Source organism: Kushneria halocnemicola (assembly GCF_965650455.1).
GTDB lineage: Bacteria > Pseudomonadota > Gammaproteobacteria > Pseudomonadales > Halomonadaceae > Kushneria.
This window is the reverse complement of sequence record NZ_OZ287968.1, coordinates 1057403-1073891: the sequence shown is the minus strand read 5'-3', so window position 1 is coordinate 1073891 and position 16489 is coordinate 1057403. Positions and strand designations below refer to the sequence as shown.

Sequence of the window (16489 nt, the reverse complement as noted above, 5' to 3'; positions counted from 1 at the left end):
AGACGGCCTCCGACAGGGAGGGAAGGGTTGATGGACAAGCGCTAGCTCTCCCGTCGCTCGAAATCGATACGCGGATCGATGGCCACATAGGTCAGATCGGAAATCAGTTTGAGCACCAGACCGATCAGCGTAAAAAGAAACAGTGTGCCAAAGATGACCGGATAGTCGCGCTGCAATACCGCCTCATACCCAAGCATACCGAGCCCATCGAGCGAGAAAAGCACCTCGATCAAAAGCGCGCCGGTAAAGAAGATACCCACCAGCGCAGAAGGCAGGCCGGCAATCACGATCAGCATGGCGTTGCGAAACACATGGCCGTAGAGCTGGCGTCGCTCTGAGGCTCCCTTGGCACGGGCGGTCATCACATACTGCTTGTGGATCTCTTCGAGAAAGCTGTTGCGGGTCAAAAAGGCGAGCGTCGCGAAGCTGCCGATGGTCAGTGCCGTGACCGGCAGGGCGATATGCCAGAAGTAGTCGATGATCTTCCCCCACCAGGAGAGCTGGTCAAAATCAGGCGAGGTCAGCCCGCGCAGTGGAAACCAGTTGAGATAGCTTCCGCCGGCAAACACCACAATCAAAAGCAGCGCAAACAAAAAGCCCGGGATGGCGTAGCCCGCGATGACCAGTGCCGAGCTCCACAGATCGAATCGACTGCCCTGACGCACCGCCTTGACAATCCCCAGCGGTACGGCGATGAGATAGACCAGCAACGTGCTCCAGAGCCCCAGTGAGATGGAAACCGGCAGTCGATCAACAATCAGGTCCGTCACCGGCTGGCCGCGAAAGAAACTCTCGCCAAAATCCAGGCGCGCATAGTTGCCCACCATGATGGCGAAACGCTGCCACAGGGGCTTGTCGAAGCCGAACTGCGTATTGAGCTCCTCGATAAAGGCCGGATCAATGCCGCGTGTTCCGCGCGTGGCATCACCGCTGGAAACGACGCCATCGCTGCCACCCCCGAGAGCGGCGCCGGAACTCATGCCCTCGATACGTGACAGCATCTGCTCGACAGGTCCGCCGGGCGCGGCCTGTACGATGATGAAGTTGAGCAGCAGTACCGCCAGCAGAGTCGGCACCATCAGCAGGACGCGCATCACGATATACCGTGCCATGAGCGCTACTCCTGTCGTGATTCAATCTGATGGGCGCTTTGTGTGTCGACCCACCAGCTATCGAGATCCAGACCGTACTCGGGGCTTTGGTCAGGCATGGCAAATTTCTTCCAGTAGGCCAGTCGGGTCACCGGCGAGTGATACTGAGGAATCACATAAAACTCCCAGCGCAGGACACGGTCCAGCGCCGAGGCCGCCGACTCCAGCGCCTTGCGCGAGTCGGCCCGGATAATATGATCGATGAGATCGTCGATCGCCGGGTTTTCGATCCCCATGAGATTGCGACTCTGCGGCTGATCGGCATACTCACTGCCCCAGTACTCGCGCTGCTCATTGCCGGGGTTGTTGCTTTGGGCAATGACGGTGGTGGTCATGTCGAAATCAAACTGGCGCAGGCGAACCAGATACTGACTCGGATCGACGGTGCGAAGATTGACCTCAATTCCCAGCCGGGCCAGATTGCGCACCATGGGCAGCGCCATGCGCTCAAGACTTGCATCGCGCAGCAGCAACTCAAATCGCAGCGGCTGCCCCGTGTTTCGATCGACCATGCGGTTATCGCGTACCTCATAGCCGGCCTCACGCAGCAGATGCAGTGCTTCTTTCAATCGGGGGCGCAGCGTCTGCGGTGACTCAACGGGCAGGGGCGAATTGAAGACCGCTTCGGGCAACTGATCGCGCCACGGCGCAAGAAGCGCGCGCTCACCGTCGCTCGGCAACCCCGTGGCCTCCATGGTGGAGTGGTCAAAAAATCCCTGTGTACGAGCGTAGAGACCGTAAAAAAGGTTGCGATTGAGCCAGTCGAAATTAAATGCCAGCCCCAGCGCTCGGCGAACACGGCGATCCTTGAAAGTGTCCCGACGCAGATTCATCACAAAGCCCTGCATGGGCGCTGGATTGTGATCCTCGATTTCAACGCGCTCGATCAGCCCCTGACGAGCGGCAGGGAAGTCATAGCCGGTCACCCAGTTGCGGGCGATATTCTCGACACGAAAATCGACCTGCCCGGCACGAAAGGCCGTCTGTGCAACGCCCGGGTCGCGGTAGTAGTCAAAGATCAGGCGATCGATGTTGTAACGCCCCTTGTTGACCGGCAGGTCGCGCGCCCAGTAGCTGTCATCACGCTGATAGACAATGCGCTGGCCGGGCCGAACGTCGGCGATGCGATAGGGGCCGGAGCCCATCAGGGGATCAAGCGTGGGGCGTGTCATGTCACGACCGCGAATCTCTTCTGCCGACAGCACCGGCAGCTGCCCCAGAATCAAAGGCAGCTCACGCGAGTTGTTCGCGCTGAACTCAAAGCGCACGGTAAACGGTGACAGCACTTCAACATCGGTGACATCCGCGTAGTAGGCCCGATACATGGGTGACCCCTGCGTTGTCAGGGCCTCAAAGGAAACCACGACATCTTCGGCGGTGACCGGGCTGCCGTCGTGAAAATGCGCCCGGGAGTCCAGGTCGATCTCCATCCAGTGTCGATCCGGATCCAGTCGAATACCTGCTGCCAGCAGCCCGTAGAGAGTAAAGGGCTCGTCGGGGCTTTCCACCATCAGAGTATCGAAAGGCAGACCGCCAAAGGGCGTCAGCCCGCTGGCCGGGTCGCCACGCACGATAAAGGGATTGAGCGAGTCAAAGCTGCCCTGAGCGGCACGCACCATATCGCCGCCTTTGGGCGCGTCCACATTGACCCAGGGGAAATGCTTGAAATCGTCGGGCAGGGCCGGCGTATCGTATAGCGAAATACCATGTACGGTTGGCACCTCACTGACGGGGGCCGCCTGTAGCCCCTGGGTCATCAGCGCCAGTATGAGACCTGCCCATGGAAGACCACGCCGGCGAAGCCTTTCTGTCATGTCAGGCATCCGTGTTCAAAACCGATCCTTCCAGGCGCGCAGAGTGGCAAAGGTGGACAGGGCATCATGCGCCTCTCCCTGTTCGGCAGCGCCGCGCTGTACACTCTCCAGATGGACGCGCATGAACGGGTTGATCAATCGCTCACGTCCGATGGTGCTGGGCAGAGTGGGCCGGTCGAGCTCACGTGCCTTTTGGCACTCCTCGAGCAGGCTGTCCCGGGCGCTGTTGTCCGGCTCGGCGGCACGGGCAAACGTCAGGTTGGACAGCGTATATTCATGTGCACCAAAGACCAGCGTGTCATCATCGAGCTCGGCAAAGCGCGTCAGCGCCTGATGCATCTGTTCGGGCGTGCCTTCGAAAAGGCGCCCGCAACCGCCGCAGAAAAGGGTGTCGGCGCAAAAAAGCAGAGACGGCGTGCCGCTGGAGAGAAAGGAGATGTGATCCAGGGTGTGGCCGGGGGTGGCCATGACGTCAAAATGACGCCCCATCAGCCGAAAACGATCGCCTTCGCCAACGACCTCATCGATACCGGCAATGGCTGGATTGTCCGGCCCGATCACGCGCGGGGCGTAGCGCGTTTTGAGCTCGCCCAGCCCACCGGTGTGGTCCTGGTGATGGTGGGTGATCAAAATGGCTTCCAGGCCCGCACCCGTGCGCTCCAGATAGTCGATAACCGGCTGGGCTTCCCCCGGGTCGACCACGACAACGCTGCCCGTGTTGTCCTGTTGCATCACCCAGATGTAATTATCCTGGAACGCCGGCAGTGGTTTGACGGTCAACATGACAATCCTCGAAAAAGTAGGTTGAAAAAAGGGCGCAATGTGCCCGATGCCGCGAATGTTTCGGGTAACCGCCAGCCTCGAGAACCGGGGTGGTCATTAAACGCGATAACCATGCGATCAGGGGCCCTGCATGTCAAATCACCACGCAGACCAGGCAACGTTCAGCGAACAGTTCCTTGCCGGACAGCGTTACTGGCAGACCGCCCATGGCAGGCGACAGTGGCAGGCAGAGACGCACTGCCTGCATCAGCTGCTGGCAAGATCCGGCGTGCAGCACGCCCTTGAGCTCGGCGTCGCACCATCACTGCTGGCTCACGACAGCATTCGTCACCGCATTGGCTGGGCCCCGCAGCGGGACCTGGCCGACCATCCCTCGACACTGATCTGCCGCCCGGATGCTCTGCCACTGGCCGATGAGGCGCTGGAGCTGGTACTGGTTCACCACCTTCTGGAAGTCGCGCCTCAACCCACACATGTGCTGCGTGAAGCTGCACGGGTGACCAGCGACAGCGGCCGTTTGATACTGATCGGCTGGCACCCGCTGGGCATTGCAGGTCCGGCACGGCTCAAGCGCTGCCACGATGATTTCTATCAGCGTAGCCGCTGGCTGACCCCAAAGCGGCTTCGCGACTGGCTGGGATTTATCGATTTCAATATCGAACGGATCGATTACTGCGGGTTTGTGCCCTTTGAAAACACCCCGGACTGGCTTCTCATGGAGCGCTGGGGTCGGCGCCACAATCTACCGCTGGGGCGGGCATGGATCATCAGTGCCAAACGTCAGATGTGTCGCATGATTCCATTGAAAAAGCGCTTTGATCCCGCTGCCATGCTGGGCAGCAAGGCCTCGGCACTGGCCTGTCTGTCACAAAAACGTTCGCCCGGTCCGGCGCACGATGCGCTACCGCCTGCCGGGCCTCGAGTCCAGGGCGATGGCGCGGCAGATAACATCGGGACAAGAAAACGCAGACCGGCAGCGGCCCCGGGTGTCATGGCATAATGGAACTCTGATACCGGATACCACGAGGCGCACAGTGAGCGATGAAGTACGTCCCCATGTCATTATCCATACTGACGGTGGGTGTCGGGGCAACCCCGGGCCGGGCGGATGGGGTGCGGTGCTGCGCAGCGGCCCTCATGAAAAGTGTCTGAAGGGCAGTGAGGCACACACCACCAACAATCGCATGGAGCTGATGGCTGCCATTTCTGCTCTGCGAGCCCTGACCCGCCCCTGTCGCATCGAGCTCTGGACCGATTCGCAGTATGTTCGTCAGGGTATCACCCAGTGGATTCATAACTGGGTCAAAAAGGACTGGAAAACCGCATCGAAAGCGCCGGTCAAAAACGCCGAGCTGTGGAAGATGCTGCTGGAAGAGTCCCGTCGACACGAGATTGAATGGCACTGGCTCAAGGGCCATGCCGGACATGAAGGCAACGAACTGGCCGACCAGCTGGCCAATAACGCCATGGATGAACTCAAAAGCCGCGAGACAACGTCATGAGACAGATCGTTCTTGATACGGAAACCACAGGTATCGAAGTCAGGGACGGGCATCGCCTGATCGAAATCGGAGGGGTCGAGGTGATCAACCGTCGCCTGACCGGGCGGCACTACCATCAGTATATCAATCCCGAACGCGCCATTGACCCGGAAGCCATCGAAGTCCATGGCATCACGGATGCACGTGTGGCCAATGAGCCGGTGTTTGCCGATATCGCCCACGAATTCTGGGCGTTCGTGCAGGGCGCCGAACTGGTCATCCATAACGCCCCCTTCGACGTGGGCTTTATCGATCACGAATTTGCCATGGTCAACCGGGCGCGCGGCAACGAGGCGCTGGGGCCGCTGGCATCAAAGTGCAGCATTCTCGACACGCTGAAGATGGCGCGTGATCGCCATCCAGGGCAGCGCAACAGCCTGGATGCCCTGTGCAAGCGCTACGATATCGACAACGGCCGTCGCGAACTGCACGGGGCTTTGCTGGACTCCGAGATTCTGGCCGATGTCTATCTGGCCATGACCGGTGGACAGACCGCTCTGACGCTTGGGGCCGAGCAGGAAAGCGACAGCAGCAACAGCGGCCATACCGGCTTTGCCATTCGCCGGCTGGCCGCCGACCGGGCGCCGCTGCGCGTGATTGCCGCCAGCGATGAAGAAGCCCAGGCCCATCAGCAAAAGCTGGCGAAGCTGCGGGAAAAGGGCGTGTGTCTGTGGGACGAACTGGGAGCTTGAGGTGCTGACACGCGATATTCGAACGCTTGCAGACTGCCGCGAAGGTCATCTGATTCGTATCGGCGAGCATGGCATTGCCGACAACGGGCAGGGCGGCATTCTGCAGTCTCGTGCCCGCTGGCCGGATGGTGCCATCGCCATCGGCTACTGGAACGATGTGCCGGTGGCCGTGCTGTCCGAGCCCGGCGAGGAGCAATGGCTGCCGGCGCGTCACTGGCTGGGCGCGCTGCCCGAACAGTCCTTCGGGCTGCTCTCCACGGCGCTTCAGATCGTGCGCTGGTCGCAGGATCATCGTTTCTGTGGTCGCTGCGGCAAACGCATGCGCCGGCGCCCCGGCGAGTTCATGATGGCGTGTCCTGCCTGCAGCTTTCGAAGCTACCCCCGGATTTCACCTTGTATCATTACGCTGGTGACCTGGCGTGATCAGCTGTTGCTGGCGCGAAGTCCGCGCTTTCCCACCGGGCGCTTTAGCACGCTGGCCGGTTTTATCGAGCCCGGCGAGTCGGCAGAAGAGGCCGTGCGCCGTGAGGTCTTTGAGGAAGTAGGCGTGCAGGTCGGGCGGGTCAGCTACTTCAAAAGCCAGTCATGGCCAATGCCGCACTCCTTCATGATGGGGTTTTACGCCGAGGCCGCCAGCCGGGACATCCACATCGACGGCATCGAAATCGAGGCCGCCGACTGGTTTACTGCCGATCAATTGCCGGGTTTGCCGCCGTCGTATTCCATTTCAAGCGCCTTGATTGAAAACTTTCTCAGAGGCAGCGCCGCTCGGGAGTAAATGCTCAGGTGTCAGGCCTTGCCGCGGCGAAACAAGGCTAGGCGTCGCCGCGGCGACGAAACAGACGCGTCAGACGGGACGCCAGCATGATATCGCCACGGGCACGCACCTTGCCGGACATGACCGCCTGCATGCCGCCGAGCTCCTTGTTGATCAGCCGCTCGAAGGTGCGGGTATCTGTCATTAGCGTCACGGAAGGGGATTCGTGATTTCCTTCCTGAATGTCCAGCGTTCCATCATTGATTACGACGAAATAGCGTTGCCCTTCAGCCAGTTCGAGCTGCAGGGTCTCGTGGACGCCCGCTGCCGCTTGCGCATCAAAGCGTTCATGGAGTTTTGCAATCAGTGGCGCGGTATCGACCATCTTTATGTCCGGTTGATGAGTAAAAAATACATGATAGCCATGTCATGGCACGCGATGTTCGCTTTTCAGCACAACAAGGCCTCGTATGCGATGATGGCGCGCATTCTATCCGTTATACCCGGGAGGTTGAAAACGTGGGCGAATGGTTATCCAGCTATGCGCTGTTTCTGGCACAGAGTGTCACGGTGGTTGCCGCCATCGCCGTGGTCCTGATACTCATGATTCGGACCCGTGGTCAGCGACAGGATCGAGGCGCCAGACTTCATGTTCGCAATCGTGGAGAATATTTTCGGCGTCATCGCGAAACTCTTGAGGACGCCACTCTCGAAGACGGCGAACGCGAACGTCATGTCAAGGCTCGCCTGAAGGCGCGCAAGACAGAACAAAAGACGGCCAAAAAGCAGGGACACACCGGCGAAAGGCGCAATACGCTCTGGGTACTGGATTTTGACGGTGACCTGCGAGCGTCTCGTGTACCGGCTTTCACAGAAGAGATCACCAGTATCATTACAGCGGCCGGCCCCGGGGATGAGGTGCTGGTACGCCTGCAATCGGGCGGGGGGCTGGTTCATGCCTACGGCCTGGCCAGCGCGCAGCTTGACCGTCTGCGCGAGGCGGGGCTCAGACTGACCGTCAGTGTTGACAAGGTGGCTGCCAGCGGCGGCTACATGATGGCCTGCTGCGCCGATCATCTGATTGCCGCGCCCTTTGCCGTCATCGGCTCGATCGGCGTGGTGGCTCAGGTGCCCAATGTGCATCGCCTGCTCAGGAAAAATGACGTCGATGTCGAAATCCTCACCGCCGGACGCCACAAGCGAACGCTTACGATGCTGGGCGAAAACACCGAAGAAGGGCGCCAGAAGTTTCTGGACGATCTCGAAAAGACCCATGATCTTTTCAAGGCATGGATTGCTTCTCGCCGACCGGCACTGGATATTGAACAGGTCAGCGAAGGCGATATCTGGTACGGCCAGCAAGGCATCGGTCTGGCGCTGATCGATGAGGTCAATACCAGCGAGGCCTGGCTGCAGGCGCACAGCGATCAGTATCGGATTCTCGAAGTCAGCCTCAGACCGCAGCGCTCGATGCTTGAGCGTTTTGGCAAGCGCAGTGAGGGCGCCATCGAGCGAGGCATTGATCGCGCCATCGACCGTGTGGTGCGACTGCGGTGGGAAAAGCAGTAAGGCGTGGCCAACGACAAACGGCCTGCCCCTGTCAGGGGGGCAGGCCGCTTATTCAAACCACGTGCCGGAATCAGGATCGATCAAGTCCTGCCAGCGTATCGATAACTGCCTCGGCGTGTTTACCACGCAGGGAGTAATAGATCGTCTGGGAAGCGCGGCGTGTATTGACGAGCTCCTCGCGGCGAAGCACGGCAAGATGCTGTGACAGCGCCGATTGGCTCAGGTCAAGTTTGCTGTTCAGCTCCGATACGGACATTTCACCCTCTCTGAGAAGACAGAGAATGCGCAGTCGGTTTTCGTTGGCCATGGCCTTGAGCAACGGTGCAGAATCGAGAATGACCATTTCGCACCCCGCTGTCGCGATCGGTGCAGTGGCACATACACTCATTTTTAACTCCTTGTGAAAAAAAACGCTCTGCCTGTCTGACGCGCTATCGTCCAATTGCTGCTTATGGCAATCCTCGGCGTTCAAACAGTGCAGTACCGTGTGCCATGGCAGTGATGAACTCTCTCATCAAACAGCCTCTGGATTAGCGCTCACGGTTAGATGATTTTATACCTTTCTGGTTCACACAATTCGATTAAAAAAAGCAATAATGCTCATATTTGACTATGCCAAAATGCGTATTGCGCTTTTTTTAATCTGCAGCTTCCATATTCTGGTCATTGCCGCCAGCAATTACCTGGTTCAACTGCCCATTACGCTTTTGGGCTTTCATACCACCTGGGGGGCTTTCAGCTTTCCCTTTTTGTTTCTTGCCACCGACCTGACCGTTCGTCTCATGGGACGAGACGCGGCAAGGCGTTTGATTGCCCGGGTCATGCTGCCGGCTCTGGTGGTTTCCTATCTGGTCTCTGTATTGTTCCAGCAGGGGCAGTGGCGTGGGATGGAGGCGCTGGGGTCGTTCAATCTCTTTATCGCCCGGATCGCACTGGCAAGCTTTATGGCCTATGTCCTTGGCCAGACGCTGGATATCGTGGTGTTCGATCGTCTGCGCCAGCGACGGCCCTGGTGGCTGGCACCGGTCGGCTCTACCATTGTCGGCAATCTGCTGGATACCTTTATCTTCTTTTTCGTGGCGTTCTGGCAAAGCCCCGACCCCTTCATGGCCGAGCACTGGATCGAAATAGCACTGGTCGACTATGGTGTGAAACTCATCATCAGCCTGCTGCTGTTTCTTCCTCTTTACGCCATGTTGTTGGTCTGGCTCCAGCGATGCCTGCTTCAACTGTCCGGCGCCAAAGCCCGGGCGATTGACGACAAACACCCGTGATGGCGCCCCAGGCAAGAGATGGGCACCATGGCGTTGATATGAACACGGTTATGGAGCGTTCATGAGCATTGAACTTCACTACGCGGATTCAGGCATGCCGGAACAGGCAGGCGCATCGCCACTTGTGGTGTTACATGGGCTTTTTGGCAGCGCCGACAACTGGCGCTCCCACGTTAAACACTGGCGTCAGAGGCGACGCGTGGTGGCTCTGGATCTGCGTAATCACGGTCGTTCAAACCATGCCCCGGGCATGAGTTATGAGGACATGGCAGCGGACGTACTGGACGTCATGGACCATCTGGAAATCGATCGATTCGATCTACTGGGGCATTCCATGGGTGGCAAGGTCGCCATGACCCTGGCTCGGCGTCATCCGCAGCGGGTCTCACGCCTGATCGTGGCCGATATTGCACCCGTTGCCTACGAGCATGGCCATGACGATATCTTTCGCGCCCATCGACTGGTCGAGGACGCGCTGCCGGAGTCCCGCAAGGAAGCCGATGACGCCATGGCCGAAGCCATCGACAGCCAGACCACCCGACAGTTTCTCGCTACCAACCTGGTCCGCGACGATCAGGGCATTCTGGGCTGGCGCGTCGGGCTTGATTTCATCGAGGAAGGCTACGGCGACATTGTAGCGCCCCCGGGGGGAGAAGCGCCCTTTGAAGGGCCAACGCTGGTGCTGCGCGGTGAACACTCCGACTACGTCACAGACGAGGCGCTGGCGATCATTGCCGAGGTCATGCCGGCATCAAGAGTCGAGACCATCAAGGGAGCCGGGCACTGGCTTCATGCTGAAAAGCCTGAAGCCTTTATTCGTGCCGTCGATGGTTTTTTGGCGCAGCCTCTGAAGGGGTGACCGCGGCGGCGTGATCCGGCATCAACCTTCAAGCGGGATCACGCTCAGGCCGTCATGATCGGCGGCCAGAAAGCGCGTTAAAATCTTGTAGGTGTCGGCATCAAAGGCCACCTCGGTCGCCGTCGGAGACTGCTCCAGGTGTTCGACACTGCCGAGATAGCACCAGTGATCCACCAGGTGATAGACCACGTCCTGATCGCTGGCTGCCTCGCGAAAGGCCACGCGCCCGGGCCAGGGCCAGTGCTGAATGCGCAGGCGCTCCAGCGCTTCCCGGGCACGTCGAGCGTGTGCGTCCAGATCTTCCTGTCCACAGCAGGCACCGCCGCAGCGGCCGATCTGATAGGCAAAGCAGCGCCCCTTGCCGCGCTCAAGCCCCATCACTCTGGGGCAAAGGCGCTGCTGCTCGACAATGCTGGTCAGGGCCTGAGTGGCTTCCCGCCGGGAGCGGAACATGCCATAGCGTGTACCGGTGACATCCTCATGCAGCGTTTTCTGCCCGGCAAGCTGCGGCGCCTGCGCGCCTTGCGGCCAATACCAGGTATGCAGCCCGGCGCTACGACGCAGCTGACGGTTATAGATGGGCGAAAGCTGCTTGACCAGTCGAGCTTCGAGCAGCTGCGCGCCCAGATCCCCCGCGGTTTCATGCCATTCCAGATGCTGAGTCTGCTGACAGATTTTCATTTCCCGATCGTTGCGGTGATCGTTATTGAAATGACTCAATACCCTTGAGCGTAGGTTGACACTCTTGCCCACATAGAGCGGCAAACGGTTGTGTCCATAGAAAAGATAGACACCGGGCCGGGCAGGCACTTCATCCAGCAGCCCGGGGTCAAGCTGGGCCGGCAGACTGCGTCGGCGCTCCTGATCGAGTACCTGCGCTTCGATATGCTCCACACAGTGATGTCTTGACCAGTACTGCCAGACGGAAAACAGCGTCAGTGTATCTCCCATCGCCCGATGGCGCGGTGGATGGGCCTCGAGCTGATAGCGCTCCAGAAGGACATCCAGACCGTGCTGATGCGAGCCCTTGTCCAGGGCCCGCGACAGCTTGAGCGTACAGACGACGCGTCGGCGAAACTCGCGTCCCAACCGTCGAAATTCGTTACGCAGGAAACTGTAATCAAAGCGTGCATTGTGGGCGACCAGCCAGCCATCCCCCAGCCACTGCTCGAATCTGTCGGCAATGTCCTCAAAGCCTGGCGCACCGTTGACCAGTGCATTATCGATGCCGGTCAGCCTGGCAATGCGGTCGGGAATGTCGATGCCGGGATCGACCAGGGATTCAAAGCGGTCAACAATGCGCCCATCGAGTACGCGCAGCGCGGCAATTTCGGTAACACGATCCCGCGTGGCCCGCGTACCGGTGGTTTCAAGGTCAATAAAGATCAGCGGCGTATCCGCCAGCGGCGGATGCGTTTGACCCGTTGGATGAGACGACATGACCAGAGTCTCCCGACGCCCGGGGCGTCGTGCTGGAACATAAAAAATGGATGCGCCTGCAGACGGCCGCAGGCGACAAGGCGTTACTCAGGATAGGCGTCACAACGTCACAACGGGAAACGGCGGGGCATCAACGGCTGGTCATGCGGGAAATGGAATCCGGCACAAGATGCGGGTTGTCAGCCAGAAAGCGGTGCATGGCAGCAACCGTTTCATCACTGCAGTGGTGCTCAATGCCTTCGGAGTCGGCTCGCGCGATGCTTTCCGGCACGCCAAGGGCAAGAAGGGCCTGTAAAACGACCCGATGGCGTGCGGCCACCTTATGGGCCAGCTCTTCTCCCTGATCGGTCAGAAATATCCCTCGATAGGGGCGGGCGTTGACCAGCCCATCACGCTTGAGACGCGTTACCACCTTGGAGACGGCCGCCGGGCTGACCCCGAAACGATCGGCCAGATCGCTGGCACGTGCCTCGCCCAGGTGGCGATGCAAATGCGCTATTTCCTCGACATAGTCCTCCACCAGTTCACGCTGGTGATCCTGGCGCACGCGCTCAAAATGTTCGTGGTGGGACGTTGATGGCATGACTCTCTCTTGATCGATCGCCGAAACGGGAATAAAAGTAACACATAAAAGTTGACTATTATAATAAGGATTGTAAACAACGCCGTATTAAACGGCACCGTTTAAAAACTGCTTTTGTATCGGCGTTTTCGGGAGGCACGGCTGCCCGTTCGACCCATATTTCTACCCGAAAATCCGTGCCTTTTGAGCCCTTTAAGGGTGGGATTCATGTTATCTGCCAACGGCATTGACGTCTTCGGCCAGACGCTCGACGGGAACGCGCTTTTTGATCACACCGCGATCGAGCAGAAAATTTTCGAAATCCCGATAGCGGCCGGTATCGAGCGCGGCCGGACGTAGCGCAAAGCGTGCGATGCTGGCCTCCCATGCCTTGTGATTGACCTCATTGTCCAGCGACGCATCGTAGGTTCTAAAAAGCTCCCAGCCTTCTTCCGGATGATTCACAATCCACATGGTCGCCTGCTCGATGGCTCTCATGAAGCGTGCCACCAGAGGACGTTTCTCACCGAGCGTGTCGGTACCGGCCACAAAGATCAGCTCATCATAAACGGGCACACCTTCTTCCTCGATAAAAAATGCCCGGCCCTCAACCCCTTCCTGCGCCAGCTGTGCCGGCTCAAAGTTGCGAAAGGCGCCCGTAACGCCATCGACCCGGCGACTCAAAAGGGCAGGGGTGAGCGCAAAATTGACGTTGACGGGCTCGATATCCTCCATCCCGAGCCCCGAGTGATTAAGCATCGCCGCCAGCAGGACTTCCTCAACGCCGCCAACCGAATAGCCGACGCGCTTGCCCTTGAGGTCGCTGAACTGATGAATATCGCTGTCGGCTCGCACCATCAAAACGTTCAGCGGTGTGGCGATCAGTGTACCGACCCGCTTGATCGGTAGCCCTTCATCCACCTGCAGATGAAGCTGGGGTTGATATCCCAACGCCAGATCCTCTCGCCCGGCTGCCACCAGCTTGGGCGGCGCGGTCGGATCAGCCGGCGTTTTAATGGTGACCTTCAGCCCCAGATCGCGAAAAAATCCCTTTTGCTCGGCAATGATGATTGGCCCGTGGCTGGGATTGACGTACCAGTCGAGCATCAGGCTCAGAGACGCCTCGGGAGGCGCCGACAGGGGCGTTGGCGCATCGCTGCCAGAGCGCTCCTCGGCCCGGGCCGCGCCGGTGAGCACAATGGCCACAAGCGCTGTGAGACATAGGCGATCGAACAGTTTTTTCATGGTGTTTCTCCATTGATCAACGCCTGCCTGCCGGTACGATCCGGCTGCCAGGGCATGGCCAGACGGCACAAAAGGTCGACGGTAAAATAAAGTGTGATGGTGATAGCCAGTAAAACGACCAGCGCGGCAAACATGAGATCGGTCTGCATGCGGCCGTTGGCCTGCAGCATGAGATAGCCCAGTCCGGCGCTGGAACCCACCCACTCACCGATGATGGCCCCGATCGGGGCAGCGGTAGCCGCCATGCGAAGCCCCGAGGCCAGCGATGGCAGGGCGGCCGGCAGGCGGATATAAAAAAGTTGGCGATTGGCGCTGCCGCCCATGGTAGCTGCCAGGTCGAGCCAGCTGGTCCGGGTCTGGCGCAGTCCGTCATAGCAGGTCGAGGCGACCGGGAAATAGATGATCAACGTCGCCATGACAATTTTCGAACCCGGCCCGTAGCCGAACCAGAGCACCAGCAATGGGGCAATGGCAAATACCGGGATGGCCTGAGTCAGCAGTAAAAGCGGCAGCACGGTCGAGCGTAAAAAGGCCCAGCGCGACAGCGTCAGCGCCGTCACCGTTCCCAGCAGCGTCCCGCACACAAAACCCGCCACGATCTCGCCCAGCGTGACCAGGGCGTGATGCCACAAAAGCCCGGACTGGTTAAGCAGGGTGTGTAAAACACTTGAAGGCGCCGGCAGCATATAGCGCGGCGCACCGGAAGACACCACCAGCTGCCAGAGCGCCACCAGCACGGCGGTGGCAAGACACAGTCGCCAAAGGGGCAGGGCAAGGGATCGCATCATGCACCAGGCTCCCTTAGAACCCTTAAAAGCTCACCATGGTGACGGCTCATGGATTCGGTGGCCGGGTCGCGTGGCACAAGGCCCTCGGGTGGCGTCGCGCGCTCGATGCGGGCAGGACTGCCGCGCATGATCAGAATCTGATTGCTCAGACGCAATGCCTCGAGAGGATCATGCGTGACCATCAGCACCACGCGGTCCGCCAGAAGCTCGCAGGCAATGGCGTGGATATCAAGGCGCGTCATCGCATCGAGCGCGGCAAAGGGCTCATCCATCAGCACCAGCGGTGCCTGTTCATAAAGCGTGCGTGCCAGCGCCACCCGGGCGCGCTCGCCGCCGGAAAGGGTCTGCGGATAGCGCCGTGCGGCCCGGCCCAGCCCGACTTTCTCGAGAAGCACCATGGCACGCTCGCCATCCCCGCGCTCGCCGCGCATGACAGCCCCCAGTGACACGTTATCGATGACGCGCCGCCAGGGCAGCAACAGATCCTGCTGACCCATCCACGCGATACGCCCTTCAAAGGGGCGCTGTGTTTCATCCACCAGTGACAGATGGGCATCGCTTGAAACGTCAAGCCCTGCGATCATGCGCAGCAAAGAGCTCTTGCCGCAGCCGCTTCGCCCCAGCAGGCAGCTCCAGCCGGGGGCGGGAAGAGACAGCGACACGTCGTCAAACAGCACACGCTCGCCAAAGGCGAGACGTGCCCCGGACACGCTGAGCGCGCGGGATCTGGAAAGCGGGTCCTGCTTAGGCATGAAGGCCCTTTTTAAAGGGCGAAGGGCACGGCGTGCGTGATTCGAAATCCCTCCGCCGGTATGAACCGGATCAGGTAATGGGCGTCATTCAAACGCCTTGCGGGTTGTGGCCGACCACTCTCAGCATCGATATGTCTCGATACACCCCGTTCGAACATCGCCGATTCTAGCGCCCCGGCGGCGCATTCACCACGATTGCCTGCACAACTGCGAAGAACGCGATCCCTGTTTTCGATATAAAGCACTTTTTTATCAGGCCGTTATTTGCATACTGGTCGTAGTCTGCATAATCGAGGCAGTCAGCCATTGTCGGCGCAATTCACCAACAGGGACTGTTTGTGCATGTCACCACCGGGCGAACTTACCGAGCGACTCTCCTTTTTTCTGGGACGCCAGCTTATGGCTCAGCCACTGGACTGGGAGGATGCCTCCAACTGGCGATGGAAAAGCGATTCGCTGTCGCCGGAAATGATTCGCATGGCGCGAACCGGCATCAACGACCCGTTCTGGCATGGTCTCTGGGCGCTTTTTGGCTTTGATCGCTGGGCGCATGCCGAGCATCTGACACGTCTGGCCGGCAACCTGCCGGCGCATTTGCCCATGCTGCCACTGCCCATGACCTGGCTGGGCACCCTTCAGGGCGCCCCGGTCTGGAGTCTGCCCTGGCGTGCCGGGCGCGCCGCGACGATGAACACCTCGTTTACAGCGCGGCTGGGAGAGCAGATCGGACGTCTGCATGCCGCACCCGTCTCGGGGTGGGGCCACCCGCTGGCCACTGTCTGGCCGCTGTCGGAGTGGCCAAAGCGGGTACAACGCTATCTGAAACAAGCCATGCCGGCTGACGTACTCAATGATCTGCCGGCGCAGATCCCTGTGCCGGACAGTGCGGTCTGGTGTCTGCCGGATCTGCGTGACGATCAGTTCATTAAAGGCGCAACGGCCTGGTGCTGGAACGACTGGGAAGCGCTGGTCTGGGCGCCAAGGGAATTCGACTGGTCCCTGATCGAGCTTTTGGTGACCGATACCGAGCAACAACGCCATTTTATGGATCGTTACTGGCCGTTTTGTGATGTCATCAATATCAGCGATCATCGACGGATCTGCCGGGCCATTTTGTGGCGCTTCAACTGCTTTGGCCCATGCCCCTGGTCACAAATACGCGATGCGCCCTGCTGGCTTGATGGCCGTTAAACATGGCGCTGCGATGTGGCCTTTTTGATCATGGTCACCAGGACGCACAGGTGATATGGCAGGGCGATCAT

At 59.5% G+C, this 16489-nt stretch carries 18 protein-coding genes; 8 read left to right on the top strand and 10 right to left on the bottom strand.

Translation table 11 applies throughout. The features are described 5' to 3' along the window. Positions 1-41 precede the first annotated feature (41 nt). The 3 genes from ACS92L_RS04835 to gloB are packed head-to-tail and all read right to left on the bottom strand — an operon-like array spanning position 42 to position 3748. Positions 42-1112, bottom strand: coding sequence for a microcin C ABC transporter permease YejB (locus ACS92L_RS04835; protein ID WP_438767388.1), 1071 nt, complete (start codon positions 1110-1112; stop codon positions 42-44). A gap of 5 nt (positions 1113-1117) precedes the next feature. Beyond that, positions 1118-2965, bottom strand: a complete 1848-nt coding sequence (locus tag ACS92L_RS04830; RefSeq protein WP_438767387.1) for an extracellular solute-binding protein — start codon at positions 2963-2965, stop codon at positions 1118-1120. Between the two features lie 15 nt (positions 2966-2980). Further along, positions 2981-3748: a hydroxyacylglutathione hydrolase gene (gene gloB / locus ACS92L_RS04825; protein WP_438767386.1), complete on the bottom strand. Its 768-nt coding sequence runs from the start codon at positions 3746-3748 to the stop codon at positions 2981-2983. Between the two features lie 130 nt (positions 3749-3878). On the opposite strand from gloB, the gene ACS92L_RS04820 reads away from it, so the two are divergent. The 4 genes from ACS92L_RS04820 to nudC are packed head-to-tail and all read left to right on the top strand — an operon-like array spanning position 3879 to position 6759. Further along, the gene (locus ACS92L_RS04820; protein WP_438767385.1) at positions 3879-4748 is read left to right on the top strand and encodes a methyltransferase domain-containing protein; all 870 of its coding nucleotides are present in this window, start codon (positions 3879-3881) and stop codon (positions 4746-4748) included. A 34-nt stretch (positions 4749-4782) separates the two neighbouring features. Continuing rightward, entirely contained in the window at positions 4783-5250 is a 468-nt protein-coding gene (rnhA, locus tag ACS92L_RS04815) for a ribonuclease HI (RefSeq protein ID WP_438767384.1), read from the top strand. Continuing rightward, positions 5247-5981, top strand: coding sequence for a DNA polymerase III subunit epsilon (dnaQ, locus tag ACS92L_RS04810; RefSeq protein WP_438767383.1), 735 nt, complete (start codon positions 5247-5249; stop codon positions 5979-5981). The genes rnhA and dnaQ overlap by 4 nt, the downstream gene beginning before the upstream one ends. A gap of 1 nt (position 5982) precedes the next feature. After that, positions 5983-6759 carry an NAD(+) diphosphatase gene (nudC, locus tag ACS92L_RS04805; RefSeq protein ID WP_438767382.1) on the top strand — a complete coding sequence of 259 codons (777 nt, stop codon included), beginning with the start codon at positions 5983-5985 and terminating at the stop codon, positions 6757-6759. 37 nt (positions 6760-6796) lie between these two features. On the opposite strand, the gene ACS92L_RS04800 is transcribed toward nudC, so the two are convergent. After that, the gene (locus ACS92L_RS04800; protein ID WP_438767381.1) at positions 6797-7123 is read right to left on the bottom strand and encodes an SCP2 sterol-binding domain-containing protein; all 327 of its coding nucleotides are present in this window, start codon (positions 7121-7123) and stop codon (positions 6797-6799) included. A 134-nt stretch (positions 7124-7257) separates the two neighbouring features. Between ACS92L_RS04800 and sohB the strand changes: the two genes are divergently transcribed. Beyond that, positions 7258-8307, top strand: coding sequence for a protease SohB (gene sohB / locus ACS92L_RS04795; protein WP_438767380.1), 1050 nt, complete (start codon positions 7258-7260; stop codon positions 8305-8307). A gap of 70 nt (positions 8308-8377) precedes the next feature. Here the strand turns inward: sohB and ACS92L_RS04790 are convergent, their stop codons facing one another. Next, positions 8378-8650: an ArsR/SmtB family transcription factor gene (locus ACS92L_RS04790; protein ID WP_227876013.1), complete on the bottom strand. Its 273-nt coding sequence runs from the start codon at positions 8648-8650 to the stop codon at positions 8378-8380. Positions 8651-8903: 253 nt separating this feature from the next. Between ACS92L_RS04790 and ACS92L_RS04785 the strand changes: the two genes are divergently transcribed. Together ACS92L_RS04785 and ACS92L_RS04780 are read left to right on the top strand one after the other, a co-directional pair. Continuing rightward, on the top strand, positions 8904-9581 hold the full coding sequence (locus tag ACS92L_RS04785; RefSeq protein WP_438767379.1) for a 7-cyano-7-deazaguanine/7-aminomethyl-7-deazaguanine transporter: 678 nt from the start codon (positions 8904-8906) through the stop codon (positions 9579-9581). A gap of 61 nt (positions 9582-9642) precedes the next feature. Then, entirely contained in the window at positions 9643-10440 is a 798-nt protein-coding gene (locus ACS92L_RS04780; protein WP_438767378.1) for an alpha/beta fold hydrolase, read from the top strand. A gap of 21 nt (positions 10441-10461) precedes the next feature. On the opposite strand, the gene ACS92L_RS04775 is transcribed toward ACS92L_RS04780, so the two are convergent. The 5 genes from ACS92L_RS04775 to ACS92L_RS04755 form a co-directional block, all read right to left on the bottom strand. Then, positions 10462-11880 carry an exonuclease domain-containing protein gene (locus ACS92L_RS04775; protein ID WP_438767377.1) on the bottom strand — a complete coding sequence of 473 codons (1419 nt, stop codon included), beginning with the start codon at positions 11878-11880 and terminating at the stop codon, positions 10462-10464. 130 nt (positions 11881-12010) lie between these two features. After that, on the bottom strand, positions 12011-12463 hold the full coding sequence (mntR, locus tag ACS92L_RS04770; RefSeq protein ID WP_086898989.1) for a manganese-binding transcriptional regulator MntR: 453 nt from the start codon (positions 12461-12463) through the stop codon (positions 12011-12013). A gap of 210 nt (positions 12464-12673) precedes the next feature. After that, complete coding sequence (locus ACS92L_RS04765) at positions 12674-13687, bottom strand: ABC transporter substrate-binding protein (protein ID WP_438767376.1); 1014 nt, start codon at positions 13685-13687, stop codon at positions 12674-12676. Next, positions 13684-14475 (bottom strand): ABC transporter permease, encoded by a 792-nt coding sequence (locus ACS92L_RS04760; protein ID WP_438767375.1) that lies wholly within the window; start codon positions 14473-14475, stop codon positions 13684-13686. Before ACS92L_RS04760 ends, ACS92L_RS04765 begins: the two co-directional genes overlap by 4 nt. Next, the gene (locus tag ACS92L_RS04755; RefSeq protein ID WP_438767374.1) at positions 14472-15227 is read right to left on the bottom strand and encodes an ABC transporter ATP-binding protein; all 756 of its coding nucleotides are present in this window, start codon (positions 15225-15227) and stop codon (positions 14472-14474) included. Before ACS92L_RS04755 ends, ACS92L_RS04760 begins: the two co-directional genes overlap by 4 nt. 342 nt (positions 15228-15569) lie before the next feature. Here ACS92L_RS04755 and ACS92L_RS04750 point away from each other — a divergent pair, with 342 nt between their 5' ends. After that, positions 15570-16418 (top strand): hypothetical protein, encoded by an 849-nt coding sequence (locus ACS92L_RS04750; protein ID WP_438767373.1) that lies wholly within the window; start codon positions 15570-15572, stop codon positions 16416-16418. Positions 16419-16489 lie beyond the last annotated feature (71 nt).